This window comes from Streptomyces sp. WMMB303 (genome assembly GCF_029351045.1).
Classification (GTDB): Bacteria; Actinomycetota; Actinomycetes; order Streptomycetales; family Streptomycetaceae; genus Streptomyces.
Map to the genome: position 1 here is coordinate 3,660,309 of NZ_JARKIN010000001.1, position 19,177 is coordinate 3,679,485.

Sequence of the window (19,177 nt, forward strand, 5' to 3'; positions counted from 1 at the left end):
AACGGGGTGCACGAGACTGCGTGCACGGCGGAAGCACGGCGGTCGGGCGGATCCGGCCACAGCAGACCCGTTCCCGATATCCACCCTTCTCCGCGTCCCGGATCGGCTCCCGCCCGCGGCCGCCTCGGCGGTGGCAGCGGGATGACGGGAGCCGCCGGGCCCCGCCCCCGGTGCGCTCCCCCGCGCCGGGGGCGGGCACGACGAGCACTCAGCACGAGCGGCCGGATGCCCCGGAGCCCGCCGTCTCACCCGACGACGGCCGGCGGGGCGCGGCACCGAGCGGTCCGGCGCATTCCTCCATCAGGAAGAGAAGAGGGACACATGGGCACCACGGAACACGGCGGACACGGGCCCGACGTCACCCGACTGGGCAACGCCCCGTCGCCGGGGTGGCTCACCGAGGAGAACGCCGCATCGATCCGGGCGACGGAGGGCCCCGCGTTCGAAGAGGCGGAGTACGCAGCGCGGCTGCGGGAGCTGCGCGGCCGCATGGAGCGGCTGCCGCTGGACGCGATGCTGGTCTTCCGCCCCTCCAGCGTGGAGTACCTGTGTGGCTTCCACACCGCGGAGACAGCTCCGCAGCCGTTGCTGGTCACCGACTCCGAGACCCATCTGTACCTGCCCGACCTGGAGGTCGGCAGGGCGCTGGCCAGTTCGGTGGCCGGCAATCTTCACTACTGCGGCTACGCGGACGCGCTGCGCGGTCTGGAACTCTTCATCCGGCACGCGGCGACGGTGCTTCCCCGAGGCGCGCGGGTGGGTGTCGAGATCGGGCACGCCTCCACGCCCCCGCGCGTGCTGGAGCTGCTGCGCGAGCAGGGGCTGGTGGTCGTGCACCCGGACCATCTGGTCGAGCGCGCCCGCCTGGTGCTCTCCCCCGCCGAGCTGCGCAGGATGGAGGAGGCGGCCGCGGTGACCCAGCGGGGCGTCGCGGCGGGAGTGGCCGCCGCGGGAGGGCCCGGAGCGACCGACTCCTCGGTGGCCGCGGCGATCGCCGAAGCGCTGTACCGCGAGGCGGACTCGCCCTCGGCCTGGGGGCCGGTCGTCGCCACCGGGCGGCGCGGCGGTATTCCGCACTCCAGTTGGGTGGGCCGGGAGCTGGGCGGCGGGCCCACCTTCCTGGAGTTCGCCGGGACCCGGGACCGCTACCACGCGCCGGTGATGCGCACGGTGGTGCGGGACGGAGCGTTGGAGGCGGCGGACCGGCGGCTGGCGGAGCTGGCCCGCACGGCCGTCACCGCCGTGCTGGAGACCGCGGCGGAGGGGGTCACCGCCGCGCAGGTCGCTGTCCAGGCCGGCGAGGCGCTGGGCCCGCTCCCGGACGATGTCATGTTCCACCAGCTCTTCGGCTATCCCGTCGGTCTGGCGCACAAGCCGCACTGGATGGACGGCGCACCCTTCTACCTCACCCCTGACAATCACGAGCCTCTGGTGAGCGGCATGGCGTTCCACATTCCCGGCTCCTTCCGCTCGTTCGGCACGTCAGTGGTCGGCCTGAGCCAGACGTTCGTGGTCGAGAAGCACGGCACGCGCGTGCTCACCCACGGCCCGGCGGACGTCATCGAGGTGTGAGACCGGTTCCCGCCGCGCTCGGGCCGGGTACCGCCGGACGACGGTTCGGCCGGCGGTTCGGCAACCGCACTGCTCCTTCGGATTCTTCGAGGTGACCGTGAACACATCGCACACCGCACCCGAACACGTCGCCGTCGTCGGGGCCGGCATGGCCGGACTCTCCGCCGCGTGGTTCCTCCAGGAACACGGGGTGAGGGTGACCGTGCTGGACCGCGAGGGAGTGGCCGCGGGGTCCTCCTGGGGGAACGCGGGCATGCTGAATCCCGCGTTCACCGTGCCGCTGCCGGAGCCGTCCGTGCTGCGCTACGGCATCGCCTCGCTCTTCGACCGGGACTCGCCGGTGTCCGTGCCACCCGCGGTCGACCGGCACCTGTGGGCCTTCCTCCTCTCGTTCGCGCGCAACTGCACGGCGCGGCGGTGGCGGCGCACGATGACGGTGTTCAACGAGCTCAACCGCGGCTGCCTCGCGGCGTACGAACAGCTTGTCGAGGGCGGCGTGCACGCCCCCGTGAAGGACGCCGACCCGCTGGTCATCGCCTGCGGGAACCAACAGGATCGCGCGCACGTGCTGGAGGAGTTCGCGCACATGAGCGCGACCGGAGGGGACGAGGCCCGGTTCGAGGCCGTCACCGGTGCGGAGCTGCGCGCACTCGAGCCCGTGCTCAGCGACGAAGTCCGGCTGGGGCTGAAGGTGCACGGGCAGCGGTTCATCAACCCGCCCGCGTTCCTGCGCACCCTCGCGGAGGATGTGCGCAGCCGGGGCGGGGACATCGTCGAGGGCTGCTCGGTGGCCCGGGTCCGTGACCGGGGCCGGGCAGGTGTGGAGCTGGTTCCTTCCCCCACCTCCGCGGTGTCGGACCCGGTGCGGGCCGACGCGGTCGTACTCGCCTGCGGCGCCTGGCTCGACACCCTGGCCCGGCCCTTCGGAGTCCGGATGCGGGTACAGGCGGGGCGCGGATACAGCTTCACGGTGCGGCCGCGGGCGATGCCGACGCATCCGATCTATCTGGCGGGGCAGCGGATCGCGTGCAATCCGCTGGGCGACCGCTTCCGGGTCACCGGCAGCATGGAGTTCCGCGCGCCGGACGCGCCGCTCGATCCACGGCGGGTGCGCACCATCGTCGAGTCCGCCCGCCCGATGTTCCGCGATGTGGACTGGGAGGACCGCCGCGAGGAGTGGGTGGGATCCCGGCCCTGCACCGCGGACGGGTTGCCACTGGTCGGGCCGAGCCGCTCGCCCCGGGTGCAGATCTGCGGCGGGCACGGCATGTGGGGCATGGTGCTCGGGCCGCTCACCGGGCGGCTGCTCGCCGATGCCATGACCGGCGGTGAGGTGCCGTCACTACTGCGCCGTCTCGACCCGTTGCGCTGAGCGGCTCGCCCGCGGCCGGTGAGGTGACGGCGAGTCAACTCCCGTCCGCGCTGGAGAGCGCCTCGGCGATCATGCGGGTGGCGAAGTCACGGTCGTCGGTGATCCGGTTGATGAGCTCGGCGAGCAGGAAGGCCGTGGCCTCCAGGGAATTCAGCTCCTCCCGCCGCCACTCGCCGAACTGCCGGCGCCACAGGCTGGGGCTCAGGCCGGTTCCGGCGGCGACGAGCAGGCCGGCCATCGTGGGGATGACTTCCGGGCGGACGCTCTTGGGCATCATGCGCATCGAGGCGACCAGGTTCGGGACGACGTATTCGATGACGTCCTTGTCGTGGTCCTCGTAGGCGAGTCGCAGCCACCGCATGAACAGGTAGATGAGCGTGCACGCGCCGTCGAGCACGTCGTCGAGCCCGCCGGGGCCCAGCGAGGCGGCGAACTGGCGGTCGAGCCGCTGCCGTTCGGCATCGGGCCGGGTGTTGTCGTCGTAGATCGCCTTGAGTTGGGAGTCGATCATCATGAGCGCTGCGCCCACGTCACCGGCGGGCGCGTGCTGGGGATCGCAGGGCGAGGGCACAGGATTCCTCCTCAGGTGACCGTATGGAGTGGGCCGCATCCGTACGGTAGCCCCTCGACGGTTCGCCGGTCCGCCGAATCCCGGGAAGCGTTCCGGGATTCGGCGGACGGTGGGCGCGGCCGGGCCCGCACTCCGGCGCTCTTCCGCCCGCCGCCTGCCGCCTGTACGGGATCAGGGGGCTGCCCGGCCGCGCGGGACGGCACCTCGTCAGCGCTCCAACTCCTCTCCGGACCGTTCCGGCAGGCGCAGATAGACCAGCGCGGACAGCAGGCACAGCGCCGCCACGTACCACGGGAAGGCGTCCGGCATCTCCAGGTCCTCGAAGAGGGTGCCGACGTAGGGCGCGGTGCCGCCGAAGAGCGCCACCGCCAGCGAGTACGGGAATCCGATGCCGGCGGCCCGGACCCGGGCGGGGAAGATCTCGGCGTTCACCGCCGCGGCGATCGAGGTGTAGCCGGTGAGCAGCACCATGCCGATGCACTGGACCAGCAGCAGTGAGGTGAACGAGTCACCGACCGCGTGCAGCAGCGGCACGCACAGTACGGCGAATCCGATCGCGAAGACCAGCAGCAGCGGTTTACGGCCGATCCGGTCCGACAGCATCCCGCCCAGCGGCTGGAGCAGCATGAAGAACACGAGCGAGAGCGTGCCGGACACCAGCGCGTCGCTCTTGTCGAGACCGGCGTTGACCTCCGCGTACGTCGGCAGGTAGGACGTCCACACGTAGTAGGCGATCGTCCCGCCTGCCGTGATCCCGACGACGAGGAGGGATTCGCGGGGATGCCGGCGCAGCGCGTCGAAGAGTCCGGGGCGCGGCGCCTCGGCCTGCCGCTCGCTCCGGGTCTCCCGCGCCCCGCGCCGAACCCAGAATCCGGCCAGGCTCAGCAGTGCCCCGAGCAGGAACGGAACCCGCCAGCCCCACTGGTGCATCTGTCCGTCGCTCACGGTGGAGACGAGCAGCGCGGCGACCCCGCTGGCGACCAACTGGCCCGCTGTCGTCGAGACATACTGGAAGCTGGAGAACAGTCCCCGTCGGCCGGGGCCGGCCGACTCCACCAGGAAGGTCGTCGAGGCGGCGAACTCACCGCCCACGGAAAGCCCTTGCAACAGGCGCGCTGCCACCAGCACCACCGGGGCCAGCACCCCGGCGGATGCATAGGTGGGCGTGACGGCGACCAGCAGGCTGCTGCCGCCCATCAGCAGGATGGTCAGCGTCAGTGCCGCCCGCCGTCCGGCCCGGTCGGCCACCGAGCCCAGCAACAGGCCGCCCACCGGCCGCATGAAGAAGCCGACGGCGAAGACGGCGAAGGTGGAGAGAAGCGGAACCAGTGAACTGCCCGTGTTCTCGGGGAAGATCTCGTCGGCGATGTAGGTGGCGAGGAAGGAGTACGCGAACCAGTCGTACCACTCGACGCCGTTGCCGACCGAGGCGGCGACCAACTGGCGCCCGGTCCGCCGCGGCGGACCGTCGCGCCCTTCGCCAGTCCGGTCGGGCTGCGGCCCTTCGGCCGCTTCCCGCGGCTGTTCACTCACCCGCGTCATCGATCGCCATCCCTCCGGTGCGCTTGCCATGCGTCACCGGGTAACCGGACTCCGCCGCAGCTCCATTCCCGCACCTCCACGGCGTCCGGCATCCGGTCGTCCTGGGCCCCGGTCTGCCGCCGCCGGAACGCTGTACGGCCTGCGGGCCGCCGCCCGTCGGAGGGGGCAGCGGCCCGCAGGCCGTGTCGATGCCGGGTCCGGACCCGAGGCTCCGCCGCACCGGGGGCGAACGGGAGAGGCCTGCAGCCGGGGCTTCCCGACCGCAGGCGCTCACCGCGGCGCTAGGCTTCTCAGTGGCGCGTGGGGGGCTCGTCGGCCGTGCCCGGCCAGTAGGCGGGGAAGGCTGCGGCAGGCTGCCGCCCGGTCTCCATGAGACCGGTGTCCGGCTCCAGCTCGGTCACGATCGGAGCCATCCCGTTCGGCGGGGCGGCCGCGACGACGTCGGTGACGGCTTCGGGGCCCGGCGGCAGCGCGGACCCGGGCGCCGAACCGGTGTCCGCGTCCGGCAGTTGCGGCTCACGGGCCTTGCGGTCGAACAGGTCGCGGAAGGCCACCGCCGCCCCGCACTCGCCGATCATCCGCTGCGAGTTCTGCTTCGCGAGCCGGACCCCGGCGGCCCGCATGGACATTCCGGTCTCGTCCGCCAGGATCATCAGTTCGCGAACCAGGGGCCGGATCTGGGAGGCCAGCCGGCCGCAGGCTCCACTCGGGCTGACCACGTCGCCCAGGATGACCCACCAGGCTCCGGCGGCGGCACCGGTGTTCGCGATGAAGTCGGGCACCACGCCGACGCCCCGCTCCTTCAGGAGCTGTTCGGCTGCGGGAGTGGTGGGTACGTTCGCGGCCTCCACCACCAGCTCGGCCGTGACGCGGTGGCAGTTCTCCTCGGTGATCACGTAGGAGACGGCTGCCGGGACCAGGACATCGACCTCCTGGTCAAGCCACTCGTCGCCGGGGCACACCTCGTCGTCCTCGCGCAGCGCGGTGCGGTCGATCACCCCGCTGGTGCTGCGTGCGCTCAGCAGACCCTCGACGTCGACGCCGCGCGAGGGGTTGCGGACCAGGCCCTGGGCATCCGTGACGCCGACGATCTTCACTCCGGCGCGCGCCAGGTAGAGCGCCGTGGCCCCTCCCATCGTGCCGAAGCCCTGGACGGCGGCGCGCGCGGACGAAGCGGGGATGCCGCGGTGCTCCAGCGCCGCCAGCGCCGCCTCCGCCACTCCGAAGCCTCCGACCAGCTCCGAGAGCTTCAGACCGTCCGTCCTGGTGGCGAAAGCCTGCCGGACGCGTTCGCGCGCTTCCTCCTCGTCCGGGGCACGGACCATGGCGGCGTGGAAGGAGGTGTCTCCGAGGCCGACCCGTGCGAAGGCGCTGTCGAGCTCGTCCTGCTGGGTCCCGAGGTCCCCGGCCGTCACCCAGAAGCGCTCCAGCAGCGGCCGCACACCTTGGAGGAACCGCTCCCGCACCCCGTCGGCCCGGGGGTCGGCGGAGTCGAAGTCGATACCGCCCTTGGCACCGCCGACCGGGATGCCGAAGGCTCCCATCTTGAGCGTCATCTCCCGGGCGAGCGCAGCGACCTCGTCGAGCGTGCACCCCGGCCGCATGCGCAGGCCGCCGGTGGCGATGCCGGACACCAGTTGGTCGATCACGACGTAGCCCCGGGCGGTGGTTTCCGAATCTCGCCACGTGACCTGCAGAAAGGGTTCATGCTCGGCAGCCTGCAGCGGCGTGTCGACAGCGTTCTGTGTCATGTAGCACTCACCCTTCCGTTAACTATCCAGGCTTTATGTGCGAGCTTTCAGGCGTCACCGCCCGGCGGGCAGAAACCCGCTAACGCACATGAGGGGTCGCGCGATCCTGTTCCACCGGTCGGGCGGGCAGCAATACGTGCGACGGTCGTGCAGGTTTATTCGGGCAGGCCGAATGGCACCCGCAGGGGTGTTCTTCCAGTGATCCCCAGAAAAGGGAGGGGATGGATGTACGCAGAGAACGCATCCGGTTGCGTTGTACGTAGCGACCACTGTGAGGTCGGGATCACCCCTTGTCAAGGTGTCTCTGGAGGCGGCTGCGGCGGCCGCGTGACCACCCCCGCCCGATTGGCCCGATCGGGTGAAGCCCCCCTGGTCGAAAGGGCGTTGGGACGTCGCAGCAGAGTCGCCGCACCGGTCGGCCGCGCCCCGTCGTCCGGGCTCGCCGCCCCCCGTCCGCAAGACCCTCCCGCGGACCGCGCGGCACCCCCGATTCCGACCGCGGGACGGCCTCCGGTGCCAAATGCGCGCCGGCGCTTTCCGTCGGACTCCGCTCGTGTTTGCCCGATTCCGCTCGGGAGCTTTACCATTCGCCCTTTCCCTCCCTCGGCCACCGGAACAGCCGGTCCGCCTCCGCCTCCTTCCGCACGGCGCCGCCGGATTTCATCGGCGGCTCCTTCCGCAGGCCGGAAGGAGCCGCTCAGCTCTGCCTTGCCAGGAGAGCATCGACCTGTCACCGTACTGTTTCCGGAAAACTACGAGTCCCGTGACCGCCCGGGAGCGTTCCGTCTTTCCGGAACATCGCGATCCGGTCGACCGGCGGACCCGGGAGGGTGGCGACCGGTGTCGTGGAGAACCGGTCGCGGTTGTGCGCCCGGCGCTGTCCACCGGGTATGACGGATCCGGGCGAAACCGGTGTCGCGGACCGGACGGGTGAGCGAGGCTTGTGCGGTGTGATGTCACGACAGTCCAGGCCCCCCGAGGGCCGCGCCGGCCTGCGCCTGTGGCCGGTCGGCTCCGTACTCGCCCTGACCTTCCTCGCCGCACTGGTCGTCGCCGCCGCGGTGTTCTTCACCGGCTGGGACCTGCTCGGCGCCCGGGGAATCGCACGGGAGCGGCAGCTGACGTCGAAGACGGTCTTCGAGCTGGTGAAGCTCTCCTTCGGAGTGGTGGCCGGCTCCGGCGCCCTCGTCGCGCTCGTCGTCGCCTACCGGCGTCAGCGGGTCGATGAGGACGGTGCCCGCCGGGACGCCACCCGCCTGCATACCGAGCGCTTCACCGGCGCGGTCGCTCAGCTCGGCGAGGAGCCCGCCGCGGTGCGCTTGGGCGGTGTGCACGCCCTGGCGGGTCTGGCGGACGACGCGCCGGACCGGTCGCGGCGGCAGACCTGCATCGACGTGCTGTGCGCCTACCTCCGGCTGCCCTACCCGCCCGAGGAGGCCCCGGAGGGGACGGCGGTCCGCGGCCGCCATCGGCACCCGGGCCTGCACGAGGTCCGCCGCACCGTGGTCCGGCTCATCCGCGACCGCCTCCGCCTCCCGGGTGACCATCCGCACTCCTGGCAGGGCTACGACTTCGACTTCACCGGCGCCGTCCTCGAGGGCGGCTCCCTCGACCACGCGCAGTTCTCCGGCGGCACGGTCAGCTTCGACGACACCGTCTTCCGCGGAGCGGTGCTGCTCAACGGCGCCCGGTTCTGCGGCAGTACCGTGAACTTCACCGGCGCCCGGTTCGCGGGTGGCACCGCGAACTTCAACGGCGCGCACTTCTCCGGCGGCCGCGTCAGCTTCGAGGGTGCCTCGTTCTGCGGCGGCACCGTCGGCTTCGGCGCCGCGCTCTTCACCGGCTGCACGGTCTCCTTCAAGGGCGCGCACTTCGCCGGCGGGGCAGTCAGCTTCAGCGGGGCGCAGTTCTCCGGCGACCCCGGCGGCTTCCGCGGCACGGTCAGCTTTCACGGTGCCCGCTTCTGCGGCGCCGCGGTCGACTTCGACCGGGCCGGATTCGCCGTAGGCGCCGTCGATCTCGGCGGCGCGGACTTCTCGGCCGGTACCGTGACCTTCACCGGCGCGCGCTTCGCGGACGGCAGCGCCGACTTCACCCGAGCGACGTTCTCCGGTGGCGCGGTCGGCTTCTCCCACGCGCGGGGCGCGGCTCCGGCAGGGCTGGTTCCGACGGACGGCGGGCCGCCGCACCCGGGCGTGAGCCTGCCGGACAGCTGGCGCCCCGCGCCGACGCGTCCGTGAACACACGGCTCCGCGTATTCTGCCGCCCCTGCCCGGGGGCGGCGGCGGTCTCCTCACCACCGAGAGAGAGGATGCGACTATGGCAGTCGACTGGCGGACCGACCGGATCGGGAGCGCGCTGCGCGGCGAGAACCCGGCTGTGCTGCGGCGGTTGGCCTCGGGGTTCGCCGTGATCGGAGACGTGCAGTTCCTGCCGGGCTACGCGCTGCTGCTCGTGGACGACCCGGACGTGGAGCGGCTGTCGGACCTGCCGAAGGCGAGGCGGCTCTCGTTCCTGTCCGACATGGACCGGCTCGGCGAGGCGGTGGAGCGCGCCTGCCGGCGGCTCGACCCGGCGTTTCGGAGGGTGAACCTGGAGATCCTGGGAAACACGGACCCGTTCCTGCACGTGCACGTGTGGCCCCGGTACGGCTGGGAACCGGCCCACCTCCTGGGAGGTCCGGTGTGGCTCCACCCGCGCGAACGGTGGAGCGCGGAGGAGTTCCGGCTCGGACCGCAGCACGACCCGCTGCGGAAGGCGATCGGAAGCGAGCTGGACCGGTTGGACTCCTGATCCCGCCGCGGGCCGGGCCGGACGCGTGCGGATGTCTTCCCACCGGTGCGGGCCGGGCGGTGCGGCCGCTGCCGCCGGGGTTCGCAGGGGGATGACAGATCATCATCGAGGTGGCTACGATGCCCGCGATGAAGAACTACTCCTCACATGGATTGGGGGAATCGTTCGCGCAAGGTGAGTGCTGATGGCGACTCACTCCGCGAACCCGATTCCGCCCCGCCTTTCGATGTGGCGCCGCGTACGCGAGTACGCCGTACCACCGTCCATGATCGAGAACGCGACGGCGCGGCGTGCCGTCGGCGACTGGGCGGGGGCCTGTGCCGCCGCCCGGGTCGATGTCGACCTCGATCTGCGCGCCGTGCGCGTCCGCCACGGCACCGATCTCGCCCACCGCCTCCGAGCGGACCTGCGTCGGCTGGCGCCGGATCTGCTGCGCTGGCATCTGCCCCGGATCGCTCCGGACGGCCGGCTCCGTCCCGGCCTCACCCTCTCCCTGGCCCGCTACCCGGAATGCGGCCTCGCACCGCTGCAGTTGGTGGCGCGGACGCCACCGGCCCGCGCTGCTGCCGGACAGCGGATATCGCTGGCCCTGTGGGAGGGTCCGGGGAGCAGGGTGGCCGGGCAGCACCCGCATCCGCACCCCGACCGGCGGTTCCGGCTCGATCTGCACCGGCACCTGTGGGACGCGGCACGGAGTGGCGAACTGGCCCGGCGCTGCGGGGGAGCAACAGCACCGAGGGAGCGGTCCGGTCGACCGCTCACGGCGGATTCGTGGCAGGAGGCCGCAAAAGGTGGTGCTTCCCCGTGGGCGGTGGAACGCTGGGCCGCCGAGGGGGAGTCGCTGCTGCGGGCCGAGGAACGGCCTGCACGGGGGCCCTTCGCCGTACGGCTCGGCACGCGGAGGCGTGCCGTATTCGAGCTCGTGGCCCCGGACGACAGCCATGCCCCGATGCTCCGGCTGCTGCGGCAGGCACTGCCGCGGCAGCAGGTCGCGGCCCTTCCGGTGCTCCCCGAGGCGGCCGCCCGGGTCCTTCCGGATCTGGAACTGCTGCGGGCCGGACTGATCACCACCGGGCGGCTGCACCCGCTGGTCGCCGCAGCGCTGGCCGAACCCGGCCCGGCGCCCGCGACCGGCCCCGCCGGGCTCTTCGGCCATGTCGGCCCGTCCGAGCCCGTCGGCCCGGGTTCCGAGAACGGCGATCCGCACCGGGTGGTGTGCCGGGGGGAGGTGCACCGGATCGCGCTGCGCGCCGGAGTGCTGACGGCGGTCGATCACGATCCGGCCCAACTGCGCCGGAAGGAAATGCTGGTGGCGTTGGGCGGCCCGGCGCTGCCCTGTCTGCGGGCGATCGACGCGGCGCACCACGCTCCGCAGGCGCTGCCGGCGATCCGTGAGCGGCTGGACCACGGTGACGTCACGGGAGCGTTGGACGTGGTCGGGCGCCTGCTCGGCCCCGGCGCCGTGCTCCGCGAAGGGCCGCTGCGGGAGGCGCTGGAGTCGGCCGCGAGCCGCCGTGTCGAGCACGGGCTCTTCCGTTCGGTGCCGGCCGCCCTACGCCGCGCCGGTGCGGCCCCGGGCGCCGTTACGGCAGCGAGCGGAATCACCTCGGAGCCGGGCCGCGCGAAGGCCGGCCACCGTCCTCGCCTCGACCGCCGCACACCTTCGGCGATCAGCCGCAAGCGCTCCGCTCGAACGCGGCCCCGTACCGCTCTGACCCGCTGACCGGCGGCCAGGGGCGCAGCCCCGCCCAACTCCGCCAGGTCCGGAGTCGTCCCTCTGCTCATCCGGGACGGACTGTCCCGTCCCTCCTCCCACTTCAGGTGATGCATATGACACTTCCTGCCGTTGCGCCCGCCTCGGCTCCCGAGACCGGCGCCGCTGCCGCATCGGGCTCCGGCGACCGACTCGCCCTCGCCGACGACCTGCTGGGCCTCCTGCGGACGACCAGCACCGAATCGCGCCCCGACGAGCAGCTCGAAGCGCTCGCCCTGGCCGTCGCGGCCGACCTTCCGGTACTGCTCCGGGGTGAGCCGGGCATCGGCAAGACCGCGGCCCTGACCCAGCTCGCCGCCTCTCTCGACCTGCCGCTGACCACAGTCATCGCCAGCGTCCATGAGCCGTCCGACTTCTCGGGGCTGCCCATCGTGGGCGACGACCCGGCGGTGCAGGGGGTGCCGATGGCGCCGCCGCAGTGGGCGGTGGAACTCGTGCGGGCCGGGCGGGGGCTGCTCTTCCTGGACGAGCTCTCCACCGCCCCGCCCGCCGTTCAGGCCGCCCTGCTCCGGGTGGTCCTGGAGCGGAAGGTCGGCGCGCTGCGGCTGCCGCCCGGCGTCCGGATCGTGGCCGCCGCCAATCCGCGTGCCTCGGCGGCCGACGGCTGGGAGCTGAGCCCGCCGCTGGCCAACCGGTTCGTACATCTGAACTGGACGCACGACCAGGACGTGGTGGTGCGCGGGTTGGGCGGGGTCTGGCCGCGGGCCGAGCTGCCCGGCTGAGTCAGGAGCGGCTGCCGGAGTCGGTGGCGCTGGCCCGGCGCGTGGTCTGCGGCTTCCTGGAGGTCCGGCCGACGCTCACCCACCGGCTGCCGGATTCGGAGGCCCGGCGCGGCGGCGCCTGGCCCTCGCCCCGGAGCTGGGAGGCCGCGCTGACCCTGCTGGCCTTCGGCACGGCGGCGGCGGTCTCCCGGGAGGTGCTGGCGCTGCTGGTGCGGGGCGCGGTGGGGGACGGACCGGGGCTCGAACTCCTCGCACACCTGGACCGGATGGATCTGCCCGACCCGGAGTCGCTGCTGGCCGACCCGGCCGCCGCCGAGCTCCCGGCACGGGGCGATCTGCGACAGGCCGCTCTGGAGGGGGTCGTGGCCGCGGTCGGAGCGCGACCGGAGCGGCAGCGGTGGGAGGCGGCCTGGGCGGTGCTGCTCCGGGCGTCGGAGACCGGTCCTTCGGACCTGCTGGTCGCACCGGCCAAGGCGCTGGCCGCCGTGCGGCGCGACGACTGGGAGGTGCCGGAGGCGTTGGAGCGGCTGGCCGGTGTGGTCGGCCTGGCCCGGCGCGCCGACCGCTCGGTGGACCGGGCGGCCGCCGCGGGGAGCGCGACGGGGAATCGCCGATGACGGGGGCACGGAAGGAGCCACGCCGGGACGCGAAGCCCAGGCCGGTGGCGCGGCCCGCACCGCCGCGGCCGGTGGCCGCCACCGCGCCCGGAGCGCGGCGGGCACCGGGCGGGTGCGGGCGCTCCGGACCGGCCCTGGACTGGGAGAAGTTGCTGGCCGCGCGGCTGCATGCGGTGAAGGTCCGGCCCTATCTGGCCGACGCGCTCTTCGCGCTGCAGGTGGTCGAGGAGCCGTCGGTGCCTACGATGGCGGTGGACGCGCACTGGCGCTGCTACGTCTCCCCCGGCTTCGTGGCGCGCACCCCGGAGGAGCAGCTGGCCGGCGTCTGGGTGCACGAGGTCTCCCATCTGCTCCGGGACCACCATGGGCGGGGCGAGCGGTACGCGCGGGAGCACGGCGAGCACGGGCCGGGCGGACGCGGCGGAAGGGAGACTCCCGCGGGCGGGGGCCGGGGGCGGCTGCGGCGCAACATCGCCGCCGACTTCGAGATCAACGACGACATCTACGGTGAGGGGCTGCCCAGGCCGTCCGGAGCGGTGTTGCCCTCCCTGCTGCGGCTGCCCGCGAGGCTGCTGATGGAGGAGTATCTGCGGAAGACGCTGCTGGCCGGGACCGTGGCCGAGCTGGCCTGGCTGGACTGCGGCAGCGGTGCCGACGGGCAGGGCAGACCGTGGGAGCTGGGACCGCACGGCGCGCACGGGTTGAGCAGACAGCAGCGGGACGCGGTCCGCTTCCGGGTCGCCGAAGGGATCAGGGCCCGCCCGGGGGACACCCCGCAGGGGTGGCGCCGGTGGGCGGACGAGGCGTTCCATCCGCCGCAGCCCTGGCGGCAGTTGCTCGGTGCGGCGGTCCGCTCGGCGGCGAGCGCGTCGGGGGTGGGCGAGGACTACAGCTATCGGCGGCCTTCCCGGCGTTCGGCGGGGGCGCCCGGGGTGCTGCTGCCGGGTCTGCGCCGTACGCCGCCGCGCGTCTGCGTCGTGATCGACACGTCCGGTTCGGTGAGCGACGGCGAACTGGGCAGCGCCCTGTTGGAAGTGGCCGCGATCTCGCGTGCCGTGGGCAGTCGGCGGGATCTGGTGTCGGTGGTCTGCTGCGACGCGGCGGCCGGGGTCGCTGTGCCTCTCTGCCGCGCCGAGAACCTGGAGCTTGTCGGTGGCGGCGGGACGAATCTGACCTCAGGTTTCGTCCAGGCACTGCGCTCCAGGCCGCGTCCGGACGTCGTGGTCGCGCTGACGGACGGCCAGACGCCGTGGCCCGCTGCACCGCCGCCCTGTCGCACGGTCGTGGGCCTCTTCTCCCGCCCGCCGCGCGCCGTGGACGAGGAGAATCCGGTGTACGTGCCGCACGCTCCGCCGTCCTGGACGCGTGTGGTCCACATCGGCTGACGTGCGGCCCGGCCCGCGGGGCCGCGTCCGGCGGCGGGCTGGCTCGGACAGTCTGGGCCCGCGTCGAGTGCGCCGCGGGCCGGTCGCCCTCGGCCGCGTCCCGCCCGTCCCCTGGTTCGCCGCGGGTGTGCGGCCCAGCCTCGCCCGGCACGTCGCTGTTCGCTGTCCTCGGGTCCGCTGCCTGCTGCCGCACCGGGGCAGCGGCCTCCCGGTCACGCGACCGGTTCCCGATTCCCCGGCCGGGCAGGTCGGCACAGGATCCACCGTTCCGCACCGTTCCCGTTCTCGGAGCGCGGGTGGCGGGCGAACCGCGGTGTCCTGCGCTTCCGTACCGACGCGGTAGGTGGCGTCTGACGACACCGGACCCACACAGCGGTACGTCGCAACACCGTGCTGCGCTACGCGCCCCCACCCACAGCTGCGTATGTCATACGGCGCAACCTGCTCTCCATCTGTCCGGGAGGACTTCCTGGCCGGGGTCTGCCACGGTTTCTCCGCCAGAACCGCCGGACCTGGGCGTGATTCACCCGGCGCGGTCTGCCGCGGGCGTCTCGACCGGTTCTTAACCGAGCCTTAAGCGGCCCTCGAGCATCTTGACCGCTTCCGGCGACTCGGGCATGGTCTAGACCAAGTACGGTATTCCGTCCGCGAGTTCGAGACCCGGCGCGCGGAACAGCGTCCTCCACCACCGCCCCCTCCCCCACGACCGGCCTTCCCCTGCGGACCGCGTCGGCTCGCCCCACCGACCCCAGCCTCCTGCGCACAGGCGTTCCATCCGGGTCGAGTCGGGGCGAGGGGCTCGGCGGCGTCCGTCCCCCCACGGAAGGAACCCCCATGTCCTCCCTCACCGCTCGACTGGACCAGGCACGCCCCTACGCGACCGGACTCTTCCGGATCGTCGTCGGCCTGCTCTTCCTCTGCCACGGAGCCGCATCCCTCTTCGGAGTGCTCGGGGGCGCGAAGGGCGGCGGCACCGTGCCGGTGGGCACCTGGCCCGGCTGGTACGCGGCAGTGATCCAGTTCGCCGGGGGCCTGCTGGTCCTGATCGGCGCGGGGACCAGGACAGCAGCCTTCGTCTCGTCCGGCTCGATGGCCTACGCCTACTTCGCCGTCCACCAGCCCAAGGGCCTCTTCCCCCTGCAGAACGAAGGAGAAGCCTCGGCGATGTTCTGCTGGGCCCTCCTGCTGCTCGTCTTCACCGGGCCCGGCGCTCTGGCACTGGACTCGCTGCGCTCCTCCTCGCATTCCCGCGCCCGCACCCTGGACCGGCAGTCCGTCCCCGCCTGATCCCGGCCCCCCGACACCCGCGGCCGCCCGGATGCCGCACCCCCGGGCGGCCGCGGGCCTCGGACCCGCAGCAGAAGGGGACGGCGCTCGGCGCCGGAGCGGCTCAGGGACGCAACAGGCCGCCGATCCACCAGTCGTGCGGCTTGCCGTCGTTGGCGACACCGCGGTGGCGCAGGGTCCCCTCGACGGTGAAGCCGAGCTTCTCGGCGACGGCACGCGAGCCGGCGTTGCCGACCATGGCCCACCACTCGATCCGGTGCACGTCGAGAGCGGCCCAGCCCCACTCGCACAGCGACCGGGCGGCTTCCACCGAATAGCCACGCCCGCGCTGGTCGACGACCGCCCAGTAGCCGAGCTCCCAGACCCCCTGGCTGACGAAGAACAGGCAGTACGACCCCACCAGGGCGCCGGTGTCCTTGCGGAACGCGCCGAGGGTGTAGTTCCGGTCCTCGGCCCAGCCCGCGGGGAGGTCCACGGCTATGCGCTTCTCCGCATCCGCGCGCCGGAACGGCACCGGAACCGGCGTGAAGAACTGGATGTCCTCGTCCTGGCACGCCTCGTACACCGCGTCCACGTCGGCGGACGTGAAGGCCCGCAGCGTCAGCCGGTCCGTCTCCAGAGTCACCGGATCCATCACCGCAGTATGGACACCCGCCGCCGGCGCGGCCAGCGAATATTCCGGTACCCGACCGTGCCCGGTGGCGTTGACCTTCACCTTGGGGAAGGCCACAGCATCGGTGGGGCCGGGCGACGTGCCCGGCATGAGGAGGAGTGGGCATGGGCTTGCTGACCATCGGGGCGTTCGCGAAGGCGTCCCGGCTGTCGCCGAAGGCACTGCGGCTCTACGACGAGCTCGGCCTGCTGACCCCCGCTCGCGTCGACCCGGTGACCGGCTACCGCCACTACGCACCCGAGCAACTGGAGCAGGCCCGGCTCGTCGCCTGGCTCCGGCGGCTGGGGATGCCCCTGGCCCGCATCCAGCGGGTCTGCACCCTGGACGCCGGATCCGCGGCTCAGGAGGTCCGCGCCTTCTGGGCGCAGGTCGAAGCCGACACCGCGGCACGGCGCGGGCTGGCCACCTTCCTCATCGACAGCCTCGCCAGGAAGGACCCCGCCATGACCCCGGTCACCCGACCGCTGGAAATCCGCTACGCCGCACTCTCGGACCCGGGACTGGTCCGCGAGGGCAACCAGGACACCGCCTACGCCGGGTCCCGGCTGCTGGCCGTCGCCGACGGCTTCGGCACCGCGGGAGCCCCCGCGAGTTCCGCCGCCGTCGCCGCGCTGAAGCGCCTGGAGTCCGACAGCATTCCCGCCGGGAGCCTCCTCAACGTCCTCGAAGACGCGGTCGACCAGGCACGTCAGGCCGTACGGGGCATAGCCGACGCCGGCTCCCGGGCCGAAGAGGCAGGCACGACACTCACCGCGATGCTGTGGACCGGCTCACAACTGGGCCTCGTGCACATCGGCGACTCCCGCGTCCACCTCCTGCGCGACGGGGGTCTGTTCCAGATCACCCACGACCACACCATGGTGCAGTCGATGGTCGACGAGGGACGGCTCAGTCCGGAGGAGGCGGCCTCCCACCCACAGCGGTCCCTGCTGCTGCGGGCGCTGGGCGGGGGAGCCGACGCCCTTCCCGACATGCAACTGCACGATGTCCGCGAGAATGACCGGTACCTGCTCTGTTCCGACGGTCTGTCAGCCGTCGTGTCCGCGGCAGAGATCGGCCGAGTGCTCGCTCGGAGCACGCGCCCCGAGGAAGCGGTCCGGGAACTCGTCGCTCTCGCCAACAGTGCAGGCGGCCCCGACAACGTGAGCTGCGTGGTCGCCGACGTCCTGGCACTCCGGCAACAGCCGTGAGCGGCAGGCACGTCGAGTGGCACCGGATCCGCTCACAACAGCTCCGCCGGGAAGCGGACGCATACCGACTCGCCCTGCAGGCCCGCAGAACGGCAGCGTCCTCCGCTCCCCCGGGCGACGCACCCCGAGCCTCAGCCCCGCAGGGCCACGGCGGTCCCCCGCCGGCCGGAAGCGCGGACCGGGGCGGCGGTCGGGTACGGTTCCTCCGCTCGCTCACCAGGACCCTTCGGGGTCTCGGCAGAACACGCGGGACACGCGGGCTGCTGCGCGACTGAGCCTCTGCCGCTCCGTGTCGAGGTGCCCTAGAGTCCCTGGGATGCGGCGCAGGACCGTACTTGCCACGGCGGGGGCCGTCACCGCCCTGGCCTGGGGCGAGTGGTTGAACCGGCGCTGGTCACGCACTCTGGTGCCGAACGGTCGAGGCGCTGCCTCGGCTGTGGTCGTGCTGGGCTACCGGAACCCGCAGGTGAGGGCCAACGCCGTCAACCGTTGGCGCGTACGTGCGGGGATCCGCTCCATCGGCGCCGGCGCTGAGCGGGACGCCCGCCTGATCTTCAGCGGCGGTGCGGTCGGCAGCGGCGTGCCGGAGGCCCGGTTGATGGCCGCATACGCGCGGTCGGTACTCGGCTTCGAGGGCACGGTGCTCCTCGACGAACGGAGCGCCACCACATGGGAGAACATCGCCAACGTGCTCCCCCTGCTCGAGAACACCGACCGCATCGAAATCGTCTCCCAGCCCGCTCACGCGCTCAAGGCCCGCGCGTATCTGCGGCGGCAGCGCCCCGACCTCGCCGAGCGGGTCGGGCGCGCCGACGACTACCGGCCCGGCGAGTGGCTGATCGTCAAACCGCTGCTCGCGCTGTACGGACTGTGGACCCTCCGCGGGCTCACGGCCGACGAACGGAGGCCACCACGTCGAACCGCCCCGTCCGCCGCGGCGCCGGTCGCACGCGGTTCCGGCGGACGCAAGAGCGCGGCCCGCTGACGGACGCGCGCAGCGGTCCTTCGGCGATCCACCCGGCATCCGTCCGCGTACACGGATCGGCTTCCGGGTCCGGGTCGCACACGCACCGCTCCGCCTGCCCCGAATGGTGGCCGGGGGGCTGTGGACCATCGCCCACGACCACAGCGCGGCCGCGTTCACCGAGCGCGAGTGGGAGGATGACAGCACGGGCAGGACGTCCGATGCAGGTCTCGTCCACGCTCGCGGCTTTGCTCGCGCAAGGGGCGGAGCCGGGGCGGAATCCTCGGCGTGCTGCGGGAGCACGCGGCGGGCCCGTCAGCCCACCCGGCGGGCCAGCACCGCCCCGGGCCAGTCACCGTGCCGGAACCGCTGGATCGGGGTGAACCCGTTGCGTTCGTAGAAGGCGACGAGTTCGCCGCCTCCGCCCGCCCAGCAGTCGACCCGCAACAGCCGCACTCCGGCCCGCCGGGCCTCCTCGGCGGCGTGGCCCAGCAGTGCGGCGCCGATGCCCCGGCCGGCGTGCCGGCGGTCGGAGACCAGCAGCCGCACGTACCGCTCGGGTTCGCCGGCCGGCCCGACGGGCAGCTGCGGGCCGGGGCCGGAGTCGAGTACCAGTGCCCCGGCGGGTGTGCCGTCCAGCTCGGCGATCCAGGGGCTGTTGTCCGTCAGGTACCGCTCCACCCGCGCCACGCCGCCGGGTTTCCGGGAGTACGGAGTCGTGCCCCACTGCTGAGTGTTGCCGCGAGCGTTCATCCAGGCCACCGCTGCGTCGAGCAGTTGCAGGACAGCCGGTGCGTCGGCCCGGTCTCCGGGCCTGATCCGGATGCCGGGGGCGATGTCGTCCACGACGGGAGCATAGCCGCTCCCCGGCGCACGGTCGGGGCGGGTCCGGGGCCGCCCGGGCCGCCGCCCGCGGGAAGCTGCCCGCGGCCATCGGTTCGGCAGGTGGGCCGCTTCGCCGCGG

The 19,177-nt window shown here is 73.0% G+C and carries 14 protein-coding genes and 1 pseudogene; 10 read left to right on the plus strand and 5 right to left on the minus strand.

Annotation, left to right across the window (positions count from 1 at the left end):
* Positions 1–321 precede the first annotated feature (321 nt).
* Positions 322–1,572, plus strand: a complete 1,251-nt coding sequence (locus P2424_RS16280) for a M24 family metallopeptidase (RefSeq protein WP_276476450.1) — start codon at positions 322–324, stop codon at positions 1,570–1,572.
* Positions 1,573–1,669: 97 nt separating this feature from the next.
* Positions 1,670–2,944 carry an FAD-dependent oxidoreductase gene (locus tag P2424_RS16285; protein WP_276476451.1) on the plus strand — a complete coding sequence of 425 codons (1,275 nt, stop codon included), beginning with the start codon at positions 1,670–1,672 and terminating at the stop codon, positions 2,942–2,944.
* Between the two features lie 34 nt (positions 2,945–2,978).
* Here the strand turns inward: P2424_RS16285 and P2424_RS16290 are convergent, their stop codons facing one another.
* The 3 genes from P2424_RS16290 to P2424_RS16300 form a co-directional block, all read right to left on the minus strand.
* Positions 2,979–3,515 (minus strand): hypothetical protein, encoded by a 537-nt coding sequence (locus P2424_RS16290; RefSeq protein WP_276476452.1) that lies wholly within the window; start codon positions 3,513–3,515, stop codon positions 2,979–2,981.
* Between the two features lie 207 nt (positions 3,516–3,722).
* On the minus strand, positions 3,723–5,057 hold the full coding sequence (locus P2424_RS16295) for an MFS transporter (RefSeq protein WP_276476453.1): 1,335 nt from the start codon (positions 5,055–5,057) through the stop codon (positions 3,723–3,725).
* A gap of 290 nt (positions 5,058–5,347) precedes the next feature.
* Positions 5,348–6,808: a Glu/Leu/Phe/Val dehydrogenase dimerization domain-containing protein gene (locus P2424_RS16300; protein WP_276476454.1), complete on the minus strand. Its 1,461-nt coding sequence runs from the start codon at positions 6,806–6,808 to the stop codon at positions 5,348–5,350.
* Between the two features lie 953 nt (positions 6,809–7,761).
* Here P2424_RS16300 and P2424_RS16305 point away from each other — a divergent pair.
* The 6 genes and pseudogenes from P2424_RS16305 to P2424_RS16330 all read left to right on the plus strand — a co-directional run bounded on the left by P2424_RS16305 (position 7,762) and on the right by P2424_RS16330 (position 15,386).
* Positions 7,762–9,048: a pentapeptide repeat-containing protein gene (locus P2424_RS16305; protein WP_276476455.1), complete on the plus strand. Its 1,287-nt coding sequence runs from the start codon at positions 7,762–7,764 to the stop codon at positions 9,046–9,048.
* A gap of 79 nt (positions 9,049–9,127) precedes the next feature.
* The gene (locus tag P2424_RS16310) at positions 9,128–9,601 is read left to right on the plus strand and encodes a diadenosine tetraphosphate hydrolase (protein ID WP_276476456.1); all 474 of its coding nucleotides are present in this window, start codon (positions 9,128–9,130) and stop codon (positions 9,599–9,601) included.
* A gap of 184 nt (positions 9,602–9,785) precedes the next feature.
* Positions 9,786–11,324: a hypothetical protein gene (locus P2424_RS16315; protein WP_276476457.1), complete on the plus strand. Its 1,539-nt coding sequence runs from the start codon at positions 9,786–9,788 to the stop codon at positions 11,322–11,324.
* Between the two features lie 101 nt (positions 11,325–11,425).
* A pseudogene (locus P2424_RS16320) lies at positions 11,426–12,714 on the plus strand (AAA family ATPase).
* Entirely contained in the window at positions 12,711–14,099 is a 1,389-nt protein-coding gene (locus P2424_RS16325) for a VWA-like domain-containing protein (RefSeq protein ID WP_276476458.1), read from the plus strand. Before P2424_RS16320 ends, P2424_RS16325 begins: the two are co-directional and overlap by 4 nt.
* An 834-nt stretch (positions 14,100–14,933) precedes the next feature.
* The gene (locus P2424_RS16330) at positions 14,934–15,386 is read left to right on the plus strand and encodes a DoxX family protein (protein ID WP_276476459.1); all 453 of its coding nucleotides are present in this window, start codon (positions 14,934–14,936) and stop codon (positions 15,384–15,386) included.
* 103 nt (positions 15,387–15,489) lie between these two features.
* Here the strand turns inward: P2424_RS16330 and P2424_RS16335 are convergent, their stop codons facing one another.
* Positions 15,490–16,149: a GNAT family protein gene (locus tag P2424_RS16335; protein ID WP_276476460.1), complete on the minus strand. Its 660-nt coding sequence runs from the start codon at positions 16,147–16,149 to the stop codon at positions 15,490–15,492.
* A gap of 14 nt (positions 16,150–16,163) precedes the next feature.
* Here P2424_RS16335 and P2424_RS16340 point away from each other — a divergent pair, with 14 nt between their 5' ends.
* Complete coding sequence (locus P2424_RS16340; RefSeq protein WP_276476461.1) at positions 16,164–17,249, plus strand: MerR family transcriptional regulator; 1,086 nt, start codon at positions 16,164–16,166, stop codon at positions 17,247–17,249.
* A 316-nt stretch (positions 17,250–17,565) separates the two neighbouring features.
* A complete protein-coding gene (locus P2424_RS16345) occupies positions 17,566–18,234 on the plus strand; it encodes a YdcF family protein (protein ID WP_276476462.1) in 669 nt (222 codons plus the stop codon).
* Positions 18,235–18,528: 294 nt separating this feature from the next.
* Here P2424_RS16345 and P2424_RS16350 read toward each other — a convergent pair whose 3' ends face one another.
* A complete protein-coding gene (locus tag P2424_RS16350) occupies positions 18,529–19,059 on the minus strand; it encodes a GNAT family N-acetyltransferase (RefSeq protein WP_276476463.1) in 531 nt (176 codons plus the stop codon).
* Positions 19,060–19,177: the final 118 nt, after the last annotated feature.